General features: G+C 43.4%; 15 protein-coding genes and 1 tRNA gene. 6 read left to right on the top strand and 10 right to left on the bottom strand.

The annotated features are described in order from the left end of the window. Nucleotides 1-213: 213 nt before the first annotated feature. Together H6G05_RS14615 and H6G05_RS14610 are read right to left on the bottom strand one after the other, a co-directional pair. Nucleotides 214-2,070: a caspase family protein gene (locus H6G05_RS14615; RefSeq protein ID WP_190578872.1), complete on the bottom strand. Its 1,857-nt coding sequence runs from the start codon at nt 2,068-2,070 to the stop codon at nt 214-216. Nucleotides 2,071-2,095: 25 nt separating this feature from the next. Beyond that, entirely contained in the window at nt 2,096-2,470 is a 375-nt protein-coding gene (locus H6G05_RS14610; protein WP_190578871.1) for a hypothetical protein, read from the bottom strand. Nucleotides 2,471-2,634: 164 nt separating this feature from the next. Here H6G05_RS14610 and H6G05_RS14605 point away from each other — a divergent pair, with 164 nt between their 5' ends. Both H6G05_RS14605 and H6G05_RS14600 read left to right on the top strand, forming a co-directional pair. Continuing rightward, nucleotides 2,635-3,609, top strand: a complete 975-nt coding sequence (locus H6G05_RS14605) for a succinate dehydrogenase/fumarate reductase iron-sulfur subunit (protein WP_190578900.1) — start codon at nt 2,635-2,637, stop codon at nt 3,607-3,609. Continuing rightward, on the top strand, nt 3,606-3,992 hold the full coding sequence (locus H6G05_RS14600) for a Uma2 family endonuclease (protein ID WP_190578901.1): 387 nt from the start codon (nt 3,606-3,608) through the stop codon (nt 3,990-3,992). The genes H6G05_RS14605 and H6G05_RS14600 overlap by 4 nt, the downstream gene beginning before the upstream one ends. Before the next feature lie 17 nt (nt 3,993-4,009). On the opposite strand, the gene H6G05_RS14595 is transcribed toward H6G05_RS14600, so the two are convergent. Together H6G05_RS14595 and tftA are read right to left on the bottom strand one after the other, a co-directional pair. After that, entirely contained in the window at nt 4,010-4,657 is a 648-nt protein-coding gene (locus H6G05_RS14595; RefSeq protein ID WP_190578870.1) for a Uma2 family endonuclease, read from the bottom strand. Between the two features lie 43 nt (nt 4,658-4,700). Further along, nucleotides 4,701-6,089 carry a hormogonium tapered terminus morphoprotein TftA gene (tftA, locus tag H6G05_RS14590; protein WP_190578869.1) on the bottom strand — a complete coding sequence of 463 codons (1,389 nt, stop codon included), beginning with the start codon at nt 6,087-6,089 and terminating at the stop codon, nt 4,701-4,703. A 542-nt stretch (nt 6,090-6,631) separates the two neighbouring features. On the opposite strand from tftA, the gene H6G05_RS14585 reads away from it, so the two are divergent. Next, complete coding sequence (locus tag H6G05_RS14585) at nt 6,632-7,036, top strand: NIL domain-containing protein (protein ID WP_190578868.1); 405 nt, start codon at nt 6,632-6,634, stop codon at nt 7,034-7,036. A gap of 276 nt (nt 7,037-7,312) precedes the next feature. Further along, a complete protein-coding gene (locus H6G05_RS14580; RefSeq protein ID WP_190578867.1) occupies nt 7,313-8,062 on the top strand; it encodes a DedA family protein in 750 nt (249 codons plus the stop codon). Nucleotides 8,063-8,185: 123 nt separating this feature from the next. Here the strand turns inward: H6G05_RS14580 and H6G05_RS14575 are convergent. From H6G05_RS14575 to gpmI, 6 genes are all read right to left on the bottom strand, one after another. Then, a tRNA-Ser gene (locus H6G05_RS14575) sits at nt 8,186-8,270 on the bottom strand. Between the two features lie 100 nt (nt 8,271-8,370). Next, complete coding sequence (locus H6G05_RS14570) at nt 8,371-9,522, bottom strand: hypothetical protein (RefSeq protein WP_190578866.1); 1,152 nt, start codon at nt 9,520-9,522, stop codon at nt 8,371-8,373. Between the two features lie 440 nt (nt 9,523-9,962). Beyond that, on the bottom strand, nt 9,963-12,314 hold the full coding sequence (locus tag H6G05_RS14565; protein ID WP_190578865.1) for a hypothetical protein: 2,352 nt from the start codon (nt 12,312-12,314) through the stop codon (nt 9,963-9,965). 158 nt (nt 12,315-12,472) lie between these two features. Beyond that, complete coding sequence (locus H6G05_RS14560; RefSeq protein ID WP_190578864.1) at nt 12,473-13,189, bottom strand: SDR family oxidoreductase; 717 nt, start codon at nt 13,187-13,189, stop codon at nt 12,473-12,475. A gap of 114 nt (nt 13,190-13,303) precedes the next feature. After that, nucleotides 13,304-14,137: a dienelactone hydrolase family protein gene (locus tag H6G05_RS14555; RefSeq protein ID WP_190578863.1), complete on the bottom strand. Its 834-nt coding sequence runs from the start codon at nt 14,135-14,137 to the stop codon at nt 13,304-13,306. Between the two features lie 197 nt (nt 14,138-14,334). Continuing rightward, nucleotides 14,335-15,939, bottom strand: coding sequence for a 2,3-bisphosphoglycerate-independent phosphoglycerate mutase (gpmI, locus tag H6G05_RS14550; RefSeq protein WP_190578862.1), 1,605 nt, complete (start codon nt 15,937-15,939; stop codon nt 14,335-14,337). Nucleotides 15,940-16,383: 444 nt separating this feature from the next. Here gpmI and H6G05_RS14545 point away from each other — a divergent pair, with 444 nt between their 5' ends. Further along, entirely contained in the window at nt 16,384-18,213 is a 1,830-nt protein-coding gene (locus H6G05_RS14545; protein WP_190578861.1) for an aspartate kinase, read from the top strand. A gap of 75 nt (nt 18,214-18,288) precedes the next feature. Further along, entirely contained in the window at nt 18,289-18,981 is a 693-nt protein-coding gene (gene lepB / locus H6G05_RS14540; RefSeq protein ID WP_190578860.1) for a signal peptidase I, read from the top strand. The last annotated feature ends 33 nt before the right edge of the window (nt 18,982-19,014 follow it).

The raw sequence follows: 19,014 nt of genomic DNA, 5'->3' as shown, positions 1-19,014 counted from the left end.
ATGTTTGTGGATGACAAAATCAATGAAGTCGGCTATTTCTTGTAAAAGTGGATCGAAAAATAGCTGTAATTTGACAATAGTTTATTCTACAATGCGATTTATCAATACTGAGATTGAGATTCATTGACTTTTTCTACGAACCCGTTGTGAATTTGTCGCTAGGGATATAGACCATATCTAAATTCCAATGGTCACAAAGAGTGGCGAAGAGAATTATTGTTTGACCAACTTAAAAGGCTGACCGTCAGCTTGCAATTCTTTGCCATCAACAGACAAAGTATATGTTTGTTCTGGTACAGCTTGAGGTGGCTTCTCTCCGTTAACAGTCTCGACTTGAGAGACAACTTTGCCATCTCTGATCGTAATTTTGCCACTGGTTTTTATTTCTTTCACTTCGTCTTTAGTAGAGACTGCTTTGAGGGTAACTTCAAAAGTGCCTTCAGGTTTAATCTTCCATATACCAGTAACTGACTTAACGCCATCTTTTTCAGCGTCCGCCAAAACTTTGGGATCTAAAAAAGCTTTGTACTCACCAGCGAGATTATCAAGGCTTAGAGGGTTTGCCTTCGTAGTAGTGGATATAGTTGGACTTGTCGAGGGATTAGCGCTAGGAGATACTGAGGCTCTAGGGGATACTGAGGTACTAGGAGATACTAAGTCGCTAAGAGATACTGAGGTACTAGGAGATACTGAGGCACTAGGAGATACTGAGGTATTGCCCCGAATAGCAGTAAAAGCTACAGCACTTACTCCCAAAAAGCCAGCGACTAGCATAAAATTCCTTCTAGATAAACGAAAAGGCAATTTAGGAGAATTTGGTCTTTCTGTCCTTGACTGTATATTTTGCCGTTCTTGTCTTTGTTGTTCAGCTTCTCGTGCAGATTGAAGTTTGGCTTCAGCATTGAGCTTTTCTCGTTCAGCATCACGTTGCCTTTGTCGTTCTAGCTCCGCAAGCCTTTGTCGTTCTAGATTTTGCTGATATTCCTCACGTGCAGCCTGAAAATCAGTAATAATCTCTTGTTCAACTGAGTCTATATCTTCGCGCCTTAAACCCAAGATTTCTAATAAATCTTCTAACTCAGACTTAACATAACTGCTTAATGGATATTCATTTTTAACAGCTTCTTCAAATGCTTGTTGATAGCGCTGTAAATTGTCCAATCGCTCTTGATACGGACGTAAAACCTCAATTTCAATCGCTTTAGCAATTGCTGCCGATAACCCTAACTGAATTTGAAGCCTGTCGAGAATAGTCCGCCCAATCGAAGAAATAGCACCACGACTACTATATTTCTCAACTTGTCTACGGTATCTTAGCTTAGGATCGGTGACTTTTGCCTTCGCTAACACTAAATCAAAGCCCATATCTTTGAGCGTGATTAACTTTGGGGTCATAGTAGGTGCAGTTTCCTGAACCTTACTCGTTGCATAATCATGCAACTCTCGCACTGAGACTCTACCATCCTCATCGCGATCGCCCGCCCCCGTCTCGATGCCCTCAATCAAATAACGAGTATAAAGCGATAGATCTGAACCTTGCTGCTCAAAGGAATATTGCGTAGAACTAGAGGAAGTCAACACCACCCGACCTTCAGCCCCTAACTGTCCCTGCAAATCAACAGATCCATCATCCTTAGACAGCAAATTTGGATCGAAAGCGCCACTATAACAACAGTCTAAAATAATCACTTGTCGCTTCGCACGGCTGTTATTCATCACCTCATGCACAAACCTTGCAGGAACAGCCGTGGATCGAATCAAATCGCCATTTGCTGATTTTTTGGTAATACAGGTAGCAAAGTATAGATTGTAGTTAGCATCCTTAATCCCATGTCCAGAAAAGAACAGCAGCACAAAATCATCCTTGCTACGCCCTGAGAATAAAGACTCAATTTCATATTGCATTGTTTGAGGCTCAGGGTTAGTTAAAATCTTCACCTCATCAAAGTCACCCATCTCTGAGTCTTTGAGGATGCGCTCAAAAGCCACAACATCCTTCACTGCCGCAGGTAAAGGATTTAACCCAACCTCATACTCACTAACCCCAATCAACAATGCAACCTTAGCCATGACTTTCTGCCTAAATTAGAGTTACCTACTCCAAAAAGTCTTGAGCCGCCTTAATCGCAAATTCTAATTCTTCACGGCTATTTGCCTTCACCGACAACTTCTTACCATTGCCCTCAACCGAAAACTCGATCGCCTTACCACCAAGGCGATCGCCTAGAAAACCCAAAAGCTTTTTCGCATTAGATGTACTCACCTCAGCCGTCAGCAAACCCACCAAAACCCCACCCATTGATTTATTACCCTCTGGCGGATTTGGGTCAATTACGCGATTTACCTCATCGACTTCATCCATTTGCTTTAACTCAGATACAAGGCGTTGCGCCTGTTCATCTAGTTCCTCTGAGTCAAGGTCAGGATCGTTAAAAGCGATCGTAAATTTAATGCTGGAGTTAGAAGCCATACTGATTCAACGAGTTTTTCACATTATTTACTCGATTACTGCGAATTATATCAGCTAAAAACTTGATCTTCAGTAAAACGTCGCGATTAAAGCGATCTCTCCATCAATCAAACATTGCGTTAAAGTTAAACTTAATGCACAAAGCCCGATCGCCAATATCACCCATGAATATTACCGTCAAGCTTCGCCGCCAAACATCGCGCACTAGCGAACCCACCTATCAAACCTTTCAAATCGAAGCCGACCCCGATCGCACAACAGTATTAGATGCATTAATCAAGATTCAAAGCGAACAGGATGGCTCCGTTAGTTTTCGGCGTAATTGTCGTAATGCTATTTGTGGATCTTGCTCGATGCGAATTAATGGGCGATCAGGCTTAGCTTGTCAGAAGCATATCAGCGAAGTAATGGGAGATCATGATATGGAACTGGTGATCGAACCGATGCAAAATCTGCCTGTGATTAAGGACTTAATCGTAGACATGGCTAAGTTTTGGGATAACCTCCACAAAGTCGATCCCTATGTCTCCACTTCATCACGAAAAATTAGCAAAACCGAATTTCTGCAATCCCCTGAACAACGCGCTAAACTTCAAGCTGCTGCTAACTGCATCCTTTGCGGTTCTTGCTATTCCGAATGTAATGCGGCGGCTGTAAGCGATCGCTTTGTAGGTCCCCATGCTTTAGCAAAGGCATATCGAGTTATGGCAGACAACCGCGATGATCAGACGGAGGAGAGAGTCGCCAAATATAATGAATCAGGTTTTGTCTGGGACTGCACGCGCTGCTATAACTGCAATGAAGTCTGCCCAGTGGAAGTGCAACCCCTAGATCGGATTTCCCAAATTAAGCATGAAATTCTTGCTAATACCGATCTACCAGAATCCACTGCTCAACGTCATCGTCACACAATGGTGGAATTAGTCAAAGAAGACGGTTGGATCGATGAAAGTAAATTTGGGGTGCGAGTTGTTGGCGATAACTTCCGAGATTTAAAAGGATTACTAAGCATTTTCCCACTCGGTATTCGCATGATTTTAAGCGGTAAAATGCCCTACCCTTGGCAATTCCAAAAATCAGAAGGAGCAGTCGAAGCTAAAGCTTTAATTGAGGCGATCGCCTCTGCAAAAGACAAATAAGAGAGATTGTGCGTAGCACAATCTCTCTTGTAACTGGCGGACGTTCGACAGTGCCTGACATTACGGTGTTTCAGTGGGAGAGAATTCCCCGTGAGGCTAATGGTGAAATTGCGAATACCTGTGCGATCGCGCCAGATTGGACAATCGAAATTCTCTCACCCGATCAAAGCCAAACTAAAATAACCAAAAATATTCTGCATTGCCTAAAACAGGTCACCCAAATGGGTTGGCTAATTGATCCAGAGGAAAAAACTGTATTTGTCTATCAACAAAAACAGGAAATCGCAGTATTTGATGACCCAGATGCAGTTCTTCCTGTCCCCGATTTTGCGAATAGTTTACAACTTACGGTGAAAGACTTGTTTGCATGGTTGCTAGATTAAACATGTTTTTCCTGCATTCAAATAGTCTCTTGGATTAACCATTGACGACAAGCTTTCATTGCGGCGCTTCTACCTTGATTGATAGCGATCGCGACAAATTTGGGTATTGCTTCGGTAATTTTTAGACTTGGAAAGGTAGGGCTAATTTCTGTCTGAATATAGCGATCGCCTTGCAAAATGTAAATTGATAATTGGCGATCGCTGTAGCACCATAACTCACGAACCTGTAAAGCTTCATAAGCTTTTAGTTGAGTAAATGAAGTGACATCTATCTCTATAGATAAATCAGGTGGTGGATCGATAGCGAGATTGAGCCTCCGTTTACCAACCATCCTGTGATGATTATCAATATAAAAACAAGTATCTGGTTCAATACCGCTTTTCATCTCCTGACGTTTAAATGTCGTTGAGCCAAAGCATTCAAACTCCATCCCAAAAGTATCTAAAATTAGTTTGACAATATCCCCAATCAATTCCTTGTCAACTTCATGTTCTGGCAAAGGCATTCGCACCTCTAATATCCCATCAAAATAAGCGATCCGAGAAGCACGATGTTCACCCATCTCGCCCAAAATCGCTTCAAATTCTTGCCAACTAAGATCATGCAAGCGCAATCTTTGCCCTTCGGGAATCTCTAACTGACGTAAAGCTAATTGAACTGTCATATAAAACCTATGAGCCTAGACTAATCTTAGCTTATGGCAATTTTTAAAAAATGCCTGCGGATTCGTAGAGGCGGCGGATGAGAGCGAGGATTTTGCGATCGTAGAGAGGATCGATCGCCCAACGTCCAGTGAGTTGACTTAAGACTGGGGCAACACCTCGCGCAACTAAATGGAATCTGGGTGCAACTACAGTTTGAAATAGTGGAGCATTGCTGGCATAAGCTTTGAGATGTTGGATATGCGCTCTTACACCTGTACGCTGATCGGCAAAACTTGCACCCGTTGTCTTTGCAGTCGAACTTGCTACGGCTCCTAAACTAGCAAAATTATTTTGCTCAGGCTCTATACCTTTCCCGAATCTTAAAAAATTGGTTTCAATACACATTTGACAAAAAGCAATATCGTGATTGACCCCTTCAATCTCTGCTTCTTCACGATATAAATGTGGAAGATCTCCATAGTTAGTCAGAGCCGCTTCATAATTATTTTTCAGAAACATCAGTAACTGCACTTCCGAAGCATTACCCACACCCATGATCTGATCAATTTGACCCGTAAAAACTTTGAAAATTGTTTTCAAATGAAGTGTGCGAGTTGTGCTATCCCAAGAGACAGAAGTATTCAACTCGCGTAAGGCGATCGCCTGTACATAGACAATGCTCTGATAGCGCAACCGACAATTTAGAGGAATCTGATTAAGATCGAAGCCAAGGCGATCAACTAAATCTGCTGGTACAAATACATTTCCTGATACAATAATCCCTTTCTCGGCATAACTCTGCCCATTAAGATTGATATTAATCTCTGGATAAGTTATTGGCTTTGGATTAGTTGGGCGATTGGCTGGAGTATATACAGGAATTGTGGTGGCTGTTTCGTTAATCCAAGCTTGCAAACCATCGGCAATACCGATCGCATAGTCACGCCTTCTTGTTTGCATCAGCAGCCGATCTTGCGAACTATTAGAAAAAACTAATTCCAGCAAAATAGAAGGAACTGAAATTTGGCGGCAAAAACTTAAACTGCCAATACTAGCGATCGTATCGGCTTTTGCGCCACGATTGGTGATTTCAGGTACACGCTTAGTTAAGGCATTGGTGAGTATTTCTGCTTGTCTTTTACGCAGAGCATTATTAGTAATGTAATAGGCGGTTGTGCCACGTAATTCAGGAGCATTGGCAATATTTAGTTGCAACGATAAAGCCACATCCTGCTGATCTGACCTTGTATTAATCCATGCGATCGCCTCAGCTAAATTCAAGTCGTCGCTAGGTATGGAGATCATAATCCCACGCGATCTCAGCTCGGCAATTACCAAGTCCCTTGTAGCGACTAATTCAGAAGTTTCCGTCGTTCCACCTGTCATCTCGCTTAGATCGCGAAATGAGCCTTCAAAACTACCGTGACCTGCGGAAATAAATATTTTGCCCATATTCCTATCTGCCAGTCCATTTCAGCAAGCAAAAAAGTCTTCGTAAGTCTATCAGCTTTTGTCCTGTTTGACTTTTTATTATTAAAAACACCGCAATTCTCATTATGAAAACGATTTGGGTGTTTCCAGCGCCGAAGGCACTGGAAACACCCAAATCGTTTTTTGAAAGCCCGCCGTTGGCAGGCTTTCAAAAAAACGATTTTTATAATGAGAATTGCTGTTAAAAACTGAATGGTGGCTTTATCGCCAAGTAAATCAAACCCCAAGCCCAAAAGTTAGTGGCGGCGAAAGCGCCGCCACTAACTTTTGGGCTTGTTTTTTTCCTAACATGATTAGCAATAGCTACAGGATTAAGATTCGATGGTAAAAACATCAAAATTGGTTTCATAATTAATACAACACTCTATGGATGAGTTCATTACGCATCCGTAAAGCAAAAATCAATCTCAGTAAGGTTTTTGACTTTGGATTTTGCCTACGGCAAAATCCAAAGTGATGTATTGCTGGTTTATTAGGGCGGGAATCTTCCAAAAACACCAATTATGAAAAAAAGAGTTAATCTTACCTTTCCCAAGCGAGCAATCAGCATTCCGATCACCTATCGGCTTGCCAAAGATTTTAATATTGCTGCTAATATCATCCGCGCCCAAGTCGCCCCCAACAAAATGGGCAAGATGGTACTAGAGTTATCAGGCGATATTGACCAACTCGAAGAGGCGATGGACTGGATGCGATCGCAAGATATCGAGGTTTCATTACATGGTCGCGAAATTGTAATTGACGATACGACCTGTGTTGATTGTGGCTTGTGTACAGGTGTTTGCCCCACTGAAGCCCTGACTCTTGATCCAAAAACCTTTCAACTCAACTTTCTGCGATCGCGCTGTGTGGTATGTGAGCAATGTATTACTGCTTGTCCAGTCAACGCTATATCTATTAACCTATAGCAAAGCGATCGGACAACTCTTGCCTCTTTACTGCTTAAGACCAATTCACACAAGCATCGTCATACTTTTGTGAATTAAAAACTAACCCCAGCAAGGGTTTTAAAACACAAAATAGCTACGCCATTTTGTGTTTTGGCATCAGACTGCATTGTTTGTATAGGTGCGCGATACAAATGTTCAACAACTGGTATGCGAGCGCAATAACCGCCTATAATGATACAAAAAGTAACAATTTTTCACAAACAATTTAACCCATCAAACTTTGAGTTATAACTCATGCATTTTGAGTTTTTTTCGCTAGAAATTATTCAAGAATGGACGCAGCAGTATGGATACTGGATTGTCTTCTTTGGCATCATGCTTGAGAATGCAGGTATCCCCTTGCCAGGCGAAACGATCACCCTAGTTGGTGGATTTTTAGCTGGCAATGGTGAGTTGCGTTATCCATTAGTTCTGCTCTGTACAGTTGCAGGAGCGATTTTAGGGGACAGTGCGGGATATTGGTTAGGTCGTTGGGGTGGCTTACCAGCATTAGAGAAAATTGGTAAAGTATTTCGGATGCCCAGTGATGAAATTGCGATCGCCCGTGAAAAATTTCGCGGTAGTGCCGATCGCGCCGTCTTTTTTGGACGATTCATTGCCATCTTGCGAATTTTTGCAGGGCCAATGGCGGGCTTATCAGGAATGTCTTATCCCCGATTTCTCTTTTTTAATGCCACAGGTGCATTAGTTTGGGGAGCAGTGACCACAGGCGTTGCCTACTATGCTGGTACTTTGATTCCTTTAGAGACCTTAGTCTCTGGAGTTGTGAGGATTAGTTCCATCATTTTAAGTGGTGTAGTGTTATGGTTTGCCACCCCACCAGCATTCCGTTGGCTCAAAGAAAGATTTATCACTTGGCGCAATGCTAAAAAGCCTCATTCTTCTAACCCTAGCCAGTCGAAGTTACAGTCTGCACATGAGCCATCTGTAATATTTCCAATCGCAGAAGATAAAGTGATGGTGAAGATCGAAAAGGATTATTAATACCAAAACATAAAATGGCTACGCCATTTTGCGTTTTTAAAATCTTTACTAGGTTTGGGTTTTAATCCCCATATAACAAAAAAGAAGGGCTACCCGATGGGGTAGCCCTTCTTTTTATAGTTACGGAGAGAGAGGGATTCGAACCCTCGGTTGCTTTCACAACATTCGATTTCAAGTCGAACGCATTCGACCACTCTGCCATCTCTCCCGTTGGATATTCTAAAGCATGATTACACCTAACACAAGCAAAAAAATAAAGACTCGCTTTGCGAGTCTTTATTTTTTTGACAGGCTACCTAGCCCAGAACCTATGCTTTGACAGCAGACATTGACAAGGTGTAATAACCCAACTGGTTAGGAACTCTCTCCCACTTACCATCAAGCTTGCCCTTAGACAAGTTCTTGGTAACGCGATCCTTCGCTTGACGGAAATTTTCTACCGAGAGATCACCATACAGAGCTTTGACAACGCTATCTGCATTGACAAACTCACCTTTGCGCTCTTGCAAAACCTTCTCGATCGCATCAGTTAAAGTATTACCCTGATAGAGAGGACGCATTACCAGAGAACTCATGCGACCAGACTTCTTCGGCTGTGAAGCTTTTGCTGCCTCTGCTTCAGCTTTTTTGGAGACCTTAGGAGCAGCCTTTGCAGCTTTAGGAGCAGCTTTAGGAGCAGCTTTAGGAGCCTTAGGCGCTTTAGTTGCCTTGGTTGTCTTAGGAGCAGGAGCAACTTTAGCAGCAGCTTTAGGAGCTTTAGTTGCCTTAGGAGCTTTAGTTGCCTTAGGAGCAGGAGCTTCAGCTTTTACAGATGCAGCCCTGCCTCTCTTGATAGTTGAGGTAGGAACTGTTTTCAAGGTTTCTAGAGATAGCGTGTAGTAACCAAGTTGGTTAGGAACACGCTTCCATCTATTTTCGCCTTTGCCCTTGGATAGATTCTTGGTTACACGCTCCTTAGCAACTCGGAATACGGTCTCTGTCAAATCACCATAAAGAATATTGACTACATCATCAGCATTTACAGCTTGTCCTTGGCGTTCATTCAAAATCTTTTCGATCGCTTCTGTAAGGGTCAGCCCTTCGTAAGCAGGACGAGTTGTCAAAGAACCACGACGATGTCCTCTTCCTCTTCCTTTAGCAGCAGGTGTAGCGGCAGGGGCTGCTTCAGGTTCAACGACGGCTTTGGGCTTGCGACCTTTAGTGGGGGCGGGTGGAACTTCAGCTACAACAGGAGCAGCTACAACAGGAGCAGCAGCTACAACTTCTTTCTTTTTACCTTTAGCTTTAGGAGCTTCAGCAGGCAAGCTTCCTAGGAGTGCTTCGACATGAGCAAGTTGGGCGCGGGCTTGGGCAACTTTATCTTCATATTCAGAGAGGAAGCCTTGCAAATGGGTTTGCAAAGCTTGTAAAGACGCGCCAAATCCGTCTGGCTGCAAAGTTACAGGTAGATCTATAGTCATATTAGGGAAACCAAAGAGATAGTAATGATTGATTGATTTGATTAGTTTGTTTCCTCATACTTTTGCTTATGATGGAAGAAACTCATCATTTCGTTCTATCATGTTTTGAGAGAACTCGCAATAGTTTAGAAAGAATTCTCACCATTATCTATTTTTTTTAGAAGAAAGAGGGTTATACATTGTCCCTTTTCCCTTATTGAATAGGTCTCAATTCATGAGAAAGCATCTAAAGTTAAGCTAAATAAAGTTGGTTCGGGATGATGTAAAACCAGCTCTGAGATGGAGTTAGCGTGAATAATACTCTCTCAGAATCAAAAAGCAAAAGCTTCACACTGTGAAGCTTTTGCTTTTTGATTCTGAGAATTCAACCCAAATTGTCTTTAAATAAAGTTTTGTGGGTTTTAAATTGTCGAGGGTAATTTGAAAATTGCACAACGTTGCTATTTTTTTAAGTCTAGGAGAAATTTGGCTTCGGTCGCCCGATCGCTGTTGGGATATCGATCTACCAGTCTTTGTAAATAATTGGACTGCTCGCTGAGAAAGAAGCTAGAAAACAGCAAATCATCAATATATTGGCTTTGAGGAAACTTTACCTGTAATTCAGTGATGATGCTATCAATACGTCGTTGATAGTCAACGCGCATACTCTTTTCGCGCTGTTCATAGTCTTGATAAGAATAACTATTTCTACTTGTTAGCTGATAGGGCTTACTCGCAGACACACCTACAGGTGGATGGATACGTTGGGTTTCTGAGAAAGTGTGGTTTTCCCACTGGTAAAGAAGTGTCATTGCTACCATGTACAGGGACTTTTCTCGCAGAGCCGTTGAAAGCTGATTATCTTCGAGTAATTTTTGATAGAGCGAAATAGCGATCGCATTTTGACTGCCAGCTTGATATTTAGCGAGAATATCAGCTTCACTGCGTTTAGATGGATCGCATACCCACCATTCGCGACAATTCCAATCTGTTGGCAAGTAATAAGCGCGAAATCCATCCCAAATTGCTAAATAACCGTTTTTCCATCCGCCCATACCTGCCCAATCGGAGGCGATCTGATACCGTGATTCAGGTGTATTTTCGATTTGCCATTGGTGAAGCTTTTGCCAACGTAGTTTTTGTTCACCCAATAGTGATTGAGCTTCTCTCTTAAAGCTTGCCACTTGATTATCCTGTTGCCACCAACGTCCTTGCGGATAGTAGTAAGCTTCGAGAATCTGGTCAGGAAGAGATGCTAATTGTACATCTGATGCTATCTCTAGGGCTTTAGCGTAATCCTGCGATCGCGCATATTGGACTGCGATCGCATATTGCAAGAGTGGTGCAAGAACTTGATTTTCTGGCTCTTGTAAGAGGGTTTGCATCTGGTCGATGGACAATCCAACATCAAGGAGAGTCCGAACATGGGGAAAGGCAAGATAAACAGCATCGCGATCGCCCATTGGTTGCACCATAATTTTGATCCAGAGGCGCATCGCTCCGACAATATCATTGTTATCTTGCAAACTTAGCGCCAGAAAATAATTAGCATCATCGGCTCCAGAGTGATTAGGATATTGCTGGAGCCACTCTTTCCATGCATTGAGTCTTTCTTTCTCAGTGCGTTTAGCATTACGTGCAAGGATGGCTGGTTCGCGTGGCTCAGCATTGAAATATGAGCGTCCTGTCAAATCGCCATATTCACGACAGGCGATCGCAAATTTTGATTGTGGATATTTCTCTACCATTCCCAACAGCAGATAATAGGCAAGATTCCCCTTTTGCCCAAAATTTTCGTAACTAACTATCTTTGAGAGGGAATGAAGCTGGGATAGATCATTATTTAAAATATGCTTGAGGAGTTCTGTCCCTTGGCTATCTCCATGTCGATCAAGTTCAGCGATCGCCCACATGCGATCGCTTGCCGAGCGATCGTTAGCCAAAGCAAGAAAGAAAGAGCGAGCGAAGGGTGTAATTTGTCCTGCTTTAATAGCACCTAGTCGCTCAACTAAAATATGCTCTTGGGCATCACTAGACAATTTTTGATAGAGGGCGATCGCTTCTTTGACTTGGATATCTGTCGGTTTTTGTAATTGCTCGTAGGACAACCATTCAGATAGACCGACAAAGTTCTTGCCTTTGTCATAGGAATTTTTGCCATGTACAGCTTCATAACCCAGTAAGCGAGTTAAAAAATCTAGATTGAACTGGTCGTAATATCGCGGTGAATTTCTCGGCTCAAGATTGGCTTTGGCAAGACTGATTAACTCTTTACGCACTTGAGGATCATCCAAGCCAAATTCTTTCTCCCAGTCTTTGCTCTGAGCCTCTGACAGATAGGAAGCAATTTCATAAAAACTGGGATAAGTCATCCGTCGCTGAATCTGTCCCCTTAGCCATAAAGTTGTATAGGGCTTACCAAGACTGCGAATACCTTCAATACCATACTTTTGTCTGGTTTCATCACGGGAGCGAGCATAATAACTCAGTAATGGATAAGCCTTGGCTCCATATTTTTTCCAGACTGGATTCTCAACACGATCGCGTCCCCATTTCGCAACAATGATATCTTGGCGGACTGCTTGAGCGATTTCTTGCCATTGGGGATCGAAGCGAAGGCGATCGCGCAGGACATCATCAATTTCCAATTGAGATATTTCTTGAGGACTGAAAGAGTCAGCCAGTTTTGACATTTCCGATGGACTAGGTATTTTAACTGTCCGAGATTGAAATACTTCTGTCGCTTTAAGTGCTATGCCAAACGAGAAGATCGTGGCGACTATAGTCAATATATATAGATATCGCTTTTGCATTTTGATCTCCAAATTTAGGCAAGCTGACAGAAGGCTAGATAAGAATTTGCTTTCTTATCATTAAACTTGATTTTGGTGAGATAGAAATACTTCTCAGTAAACAATCCTCAAAAAGAAAAGGCAGCCCTTTGGGCTGCCTTTTCTTTTTGAGGATTGTATTAAAAGAATAAATGGCTTTCGGGTTGAATATTGATTTCCATCGGCACGGCTTGTGGATCGGCGGAAAGAGCAAACATAATTGCATTTGCCGCAGTCTCGGTCGTTAGCATTTTACTGCGATCAACCTTCAGGCTGACGTTATCCCAAAATGGCGAATCAATTCCGCCAAAATAGAATAGAGTCACCTTAATCCCCAAACGTCGAACTTCATCAGCCATACATTTACTAAATCCGATCGCCCCAAACTTTGATGCACAATAAGCTGAAGCCATAGCCATGGGATGTTTGCCAAGAATGCCAATGACATTACAGATATGACCAACCTTGCGATCCTTCATGACATTTGCCACAGCTTGACTGGTATAAAAATTTCCCTTGAGATTGAGATCAAGCATCTGGTCGAGTTCTTGCGGTTCAATGCGAAGGAATTGCTTCATCACACCCGCACCAGCGGCATTCACTAGGACATCAATCTGTCCAAACTGAGCGATCGCTTGTTGTACCATTCCTTCAACTTGCTCGTATTTAGTAATATCTGTAGGAACTGCGATCGCCTCAATATCATAGTCATCTTCGAGATTGTTGACTAGCTCTTCTAACTTATCAGCATCTCTAGCCACAAGAACTAACTTTGCTCCTGCTTCAGCTAGTTTAGGTACAAGTGCTGCACCAATTCCGCCTGTTGCACCGATAACGACAACAACTTTACTTTGCATCTTAAAAATACGATTTGTTTACAATACTTTACACTCCTTTACATGATAGAGCTTTGCAAGAAAAAAGAGCGCATTGCGCTCTTTTTTCTTGCAAAGCGTTATTTTGTTTTTTGATTAAACAACTCCATTTACTTTAAACCAAACCTGTAATCGTTTCCAGCCATCCTCGGCATCTGATTGACGGTAGGAAGGTCGATAATCGGCGTGAAAAGCATGAGGTGCGTCAGGATAAACAACTATTTCGGATTTGGTACTGCAACCTTTGAGGCGATCGCGCATTTGCTCAACCGTATCTAAAGGAATACCCGTATCTTTGCCACCATAGAGTCCTAAAATCGGTACTTGTAAACTCGTGGCGATGTCAACTGGATGTTTGGGCGTGAGTGCAGTTGATTCGCCCACAAGTCTGCCATACCATGCGACACCAGCCTTGACTTTAGGGTTATGAGCAGCATAAAGCCAAGTGATTCGACCACCCCAGCAAAAACCTGTAATTCCCAGTTTGGTTGGATCTCCCTTCGCAGATTTCATCGCCCATGCCACAGTTGCATCAAGGTCAGACATTACCTGCTCGTCAGGTACTTTACTAACCACTTTGCGAATCTCAGCAATATCCGTCAGTTTTGACACATCACCCTGTCGATAAAACATTTCAGGGGCGATCGCTAGATAACCTAATTTAGCGAGGCGACGGCATACATCTTGGATATAAGCATGAACGCCAAAGATTTCTTGAATAACTAAGATCACAGGAAAGTCTTTGCCCAAAGTTGGTCTAGCCCGATAGGCTGGAATTACGCCATCTTTCGTAGGAATTTTGACTTCGCCTGCAACGATCCCTTTGTTGTCAGTGGTAATTACTTTCGCGGAAATTGGCTGCACAGCGATCGCAAAGCCAGCCGTGAGACTAGTAACGGCGATGAATTCGCGTCTGGTAAGTTTTGACATGCAAGTGAACCTTTTACAAAAATATAGAGGGTGACAAGCTAGGCTTACCACCCTCTATATTTTGCAACCTAAAACTAAAAATGAGTGTTACCTCAAAACCCATATAAATGAAGGCGGCGCGAAGCGCCGCCTTCATTTATATGGTGCGTTACGCTGCACTAACACCCTACAAGGTGAAGTAAGTAGGCTTCACTAAACTATTTGCCAATTTTGACTGGAGTTTTAGTGGCTTTGATCTCATAAATTGCGGTTTCTAATAAAGAAACTCCTGTCATTTCTTCTGGTTGGGGAACTTGCAGAATTTCTAAAATCGTAGGGGCAATGTCTGCGAGACGACCGCCAGACTGTTTGAGTCTTACATCAGCACCATGACCATAAATCTTGCGACCTTCGCCCTCGACCAAAATAAATGGCACAGGATTGCTGGAATGAGCCGTCCAAGGATTGCCATGCTCATCCCACATATATTCGGCATTGCCATGATCGGCGGTGATTAAAGCCGTACCGCCAGCATTGGCGATGCTAGACAATAGCTTGCCTAAACATCGATCAACATGTTCGAGAGCCTTAACTGTCGCTTCAAAATTGCCAGTGTGACCGACCATGTCAGGGTTAGCGTAGTTAATCACGATTAGCGAGTAAATCCGCTTGGCGATCGCCTCCGCAGCAATGCGCGTTACCTCGGCAGCCGACATGGCTGGCTCTTGATCATAGGTAGACACACGCGGACTATTGACCAGCACCCGATCATCGCCTTCACTAGCTTCTTCCAGTCCACCATCAAAGAAATAGGTGACATGGGCATATTTCTCAGTTTCGGCGAGGCGTAACTGTTTTAGTCCATGCTGTGCGACAACTGGCCCCAGCAAATTAGTTAAATTTTGTGGCAGAAAGGCAACAGGTACAGGTAAAGCACTGTCGTACTGTGTAAAAGTTGCATAGGCAAGATGCTCAATAGGTTCGCGTTCAAAACCTGTAAAGTTTTTGGCAACTAGAGCTTGGGTGATTTCACGGGAGCGATCAGGACGGAAATTAAAGCAAATTACGCCATCACCTGAGGCGATCGCGCCATGGGCGACGCGAGTAGGTGGTAAAAATTCGTCGGTAATTTTTTCTTTGTAGGCGGATTCCAGTAAGTCTGTTGGCTCAGTTAGCTCAGTAGTAATTTGATCACTTGTCAAAACTTCATAGGCTTTTTGGACGCGATCCCAGCGCTTATCACGATCCATGACAAAGTAACGTCCACTGATCGTGACAATGCGCCCAACACCAATCTTTTTAATATGTGCTTGTAAAAGCCGAATAAAGTTGATCCCTGAATGGGGCAAGGTGTCGCGACCATCGGTAATCACATGAATACAGACATCTTCAATTCCTTGAGACTTGGCTAAATCTAGTAATCCCAATAGATGATCAATATGTGAATGTACGCCACCATCGGAGCAAAGTCCGATCAGATGCAATTTACTACGATTCGCTTTGACTTTTTCACAAACTTGGACTAGTACAGAATTTGACAATAATGAGCCATCATCGACGGCATCAGAAATTCTTACTAATTCTTGAGGGACAACTCGACCTGCACCAATATTTAAATGTCCAACTTCAGAGTTGCCCATTTGACCTTTTGGTAAGCCAACATCTTTGCCAGAGGCTTGGAGGAGAGTTTTGGGGTAGGTACTCCACAGACTATCCATGACGGGAGTATTTGCTGCGGCGATCGCATTGCCCTCGGTTTCTTCCCTATGTCCCCAGCCGTCTAAAATGATCAGAACCAGTGGAGAAACAGACCCCGTTTGCATAAAAGACAGTTCCTTGTTAAGTACATGTTTACTCCTCACTAGGCAATCATACCATCGGAGCAAATTTACGGATTATCTTAACAATACTTGGCAATTTGCGCGATCGCAATGTATCGTAAAAAACTTTTAATTATTCCCAAATTTGTGGTGCTTTGTTTCAATTGCTGAATTTCTGGGTTCAAAACCAATCCGCGCCGTGGGTGCGGCTAACCCCAAAATTGATTTCATCATGAGAATAGCTAAGGTGAATCACCTCATTCTATTTTGCCGATCGCTAACGAATGTATGATGATTATACCAAATCACAAAATGGCTACGCCATTTTGTGATTTTAAAACCCTTACAGGGTTTGGTTTTTAATTCACGAAAGTGTGTCAACACTTTTGTGAATTGGTATTACTCTGCAATAAATTCTTTCATCGGTTAAAAAAATTCCCCTCACGAATGGCGTTAATAGTTCAGAAATATGGTGGCTCCTCCGTAGCCGATGCCGATCGCATTAAGGCAGTCCGCGATCGCATTAAGCGGACAGTTGATGCTAGCAATCAAGTTGTAGTCGTGGTTTCAGCGATGGGCAAAACCACAGATGGTTTGGTGGCTCTCGCCGAATTAGTTTCAGCAACTCCTGACCCGACCCTTGCCGAAATTGCTGCAAAAGAGAGAGAAATGGATTTGCTCTTGGCAACAGGGGAGCAGATCACGATCGCGGCCTTAAGTATGGCGTTGCAAGCAGTAGGGCAACCTGCGATCGCTATGAATGGATCTCAAGTCAGGGTGGTCACGGAGCCAAACCATACCCGCGCCAGAATTTTATATGTAGAACCAGAACAAATCAGAGCGGCGCTGGATCTTGGTAAGGTCGTGGTGATCGCAGGATTTCAAGGTGTAGCTATTGATCCAGCCACTGGCTTACCGAGCAATGAAATTACCACTTTAGGGCGCGGAGGTTCTGACACCTCGGCAGTAGCGATCGCCGCCGCGATCAATGCTGACATTTGCGAAATATATACTGATGTCCCCGGAATTTTGACCACTGACCCGCGCATTGTCCCCAAGGCGCAAATGCTAGCAGAAATTACTTGCGATGAAATGCTAGAACTAGCCAGTTTAGGCGCAAAAGTTTTGCATCCGCGTTCTGTGGAAATTGCACGTAACTTTGGCGTAAAAATGTGTGTGCGATCGAGTTGGCTAGATGATGCGGGTACGGTGATCACTTCGCCTCGCTTCGGCACAGGTAACCTGAAAGCCTTAGAAGTGAATCGTTTCGTCGAGACAGTTTCAATTGATTATGATCAAGTCAAAATTGCACTGTTACAAATTCCTGATCGCCCTGGGATCGCCTCACAGCTATTTAAATCTCTCGCTGATCAAGGGATCAATGTTGACTTAATTATCCAAGCGGTGCAAGAAACCGAAGGCGTAAATGACATTGCCTTTACGATTCCTCAAAAGCAACTGCAACTTGCTGAAGTGGTCACCCGTAGTTTAGAAATTGGCGCGAGTTTAGTCACCGTTGACTCAGCCATTGCCAAAATCAGCATTATGGGTGTGGGCATGATCGGACAACCAGGTGTCGCCGCACAAATGTTCACGGCTCTGGCAGAATCAGGGATCAATATTCAAATGATTTCCACTTCTGAAATTAAAATCAGTTGCGTGATAGCATCGACTGATGGTGAGGCAGCGATCGCGGCGATCCAAAAAACCTTCGACGTACCCGTGCAATCTCATCAAGCCTGTGAGATTACATCGGAAGCTAACGCCAATATTTCGCCTGTGCGTGGGGTCGCGCTAGATCGAAATCGTGCCAGAATTGCCGTGCAGCAAGTCCCCGATCGCCCAGGGATGGCGGCAAAAATCCTTGAGCAGCTTGTTGAGCAAAATATTAGTTTGGATATGATCGTCCAATCGCAGTCCGATCGCGATGTTAACGAAATCGCCTTTACTGTAGCGATCGCTGATCTTGCTAAAGCTGAAACTGCCCTCAAACAATATACAAAAGCACTTGGCTACGGCGAAGTAACTTGCGACGCTGATATTAGTAAAGTCAGTATTGTGGGCGCAAATATGATCCATCAGTCGGGGATTGCCGCCCGCATGTTTAGCGCTCTCGCTAATTCAGATATTAATATTGAGATGATCGCCACATCTGAAATTAAAGTAAGCTGCGTAGTGCGCGATCACCAAGCGGAACAAGCACTGAAAGTCATTCATCAAGAATTTAACCTATCTGGTGATCACGAGATCGAAGTTCCCAGTGCCTTGAAAAAGTAGCAAGTATGGCAATTTTGCGCCACACTTACTATCTAAATACGCTTTAAGATAAGTACATATCCCGCGAGCATTTCTATGTCATCTGATAAATCTAGCGATCGCCCCAGCAATCCGCCCACCGATCCTAAGCCAGCGCCACCTGTTCATAAACAAGAAAATTCATTTAAAAATTTCTTGGCTGATAACTTGCCCACTGTCACAGTGGCCATTTTGTTAGCAGTTGGCGTAAGAATATTTATTGCTGAGCCACGTTATATTCCTTCTAGCTCGATGGAGCCGACTTTATTAATTGACGATCGCTTAATTATCGATAAGCTTTCAATACGTTGGCGCAAGCCCGAACGCGGCGAAATTATCGTCTTTAATCCACCCGTTAATCCTGTTGTTCCCGATGCGTCTAAGGTCTATATCAAGCGGGTGATTGGGTTGCCAGGCGATCGCATCAGCATTCATGATGGCAAAGTCTTTATAAATGATGTGCCTCTCAATGAGCCATACATTGCATCACCGCCAACTTACACTCTGCCAACCCAAGATGACGCGCTCTGTCCTAACTGCTTCCGCCCTGACAATGTGCAGTCGGGTAAAGGGCATCCATTTTTCACTGTGCCAAATGGTAAATATTGGGTAATGGGTGATAACCGCAATAACAGTTTGGATTCTCACGCATGGGGATTTATGCCCGAAGAGAATCTAGTTGGCAGGGCGATGTTTCGCTACTGGCCCTTTGACAATCGTGCTGGTAATTTAAACGTTCCTAAATACTAGACCCTTACCCCCCAGCCCCCTCTCCCAAAAGGA

Origin of the sequence: Phormidium tenue FACHB-1050, from assembly GCF_014696925.1 — a bacterium.
Lineage (GTDB): Bacteria > Cyanobacteriota > Cyanobacteriia > Pseudanabaenales > Pseudanabaenaceae > Pseudanabaena.
This window is presented reverse-complemented; position numbering and strand designations above follow the sequence as displayed.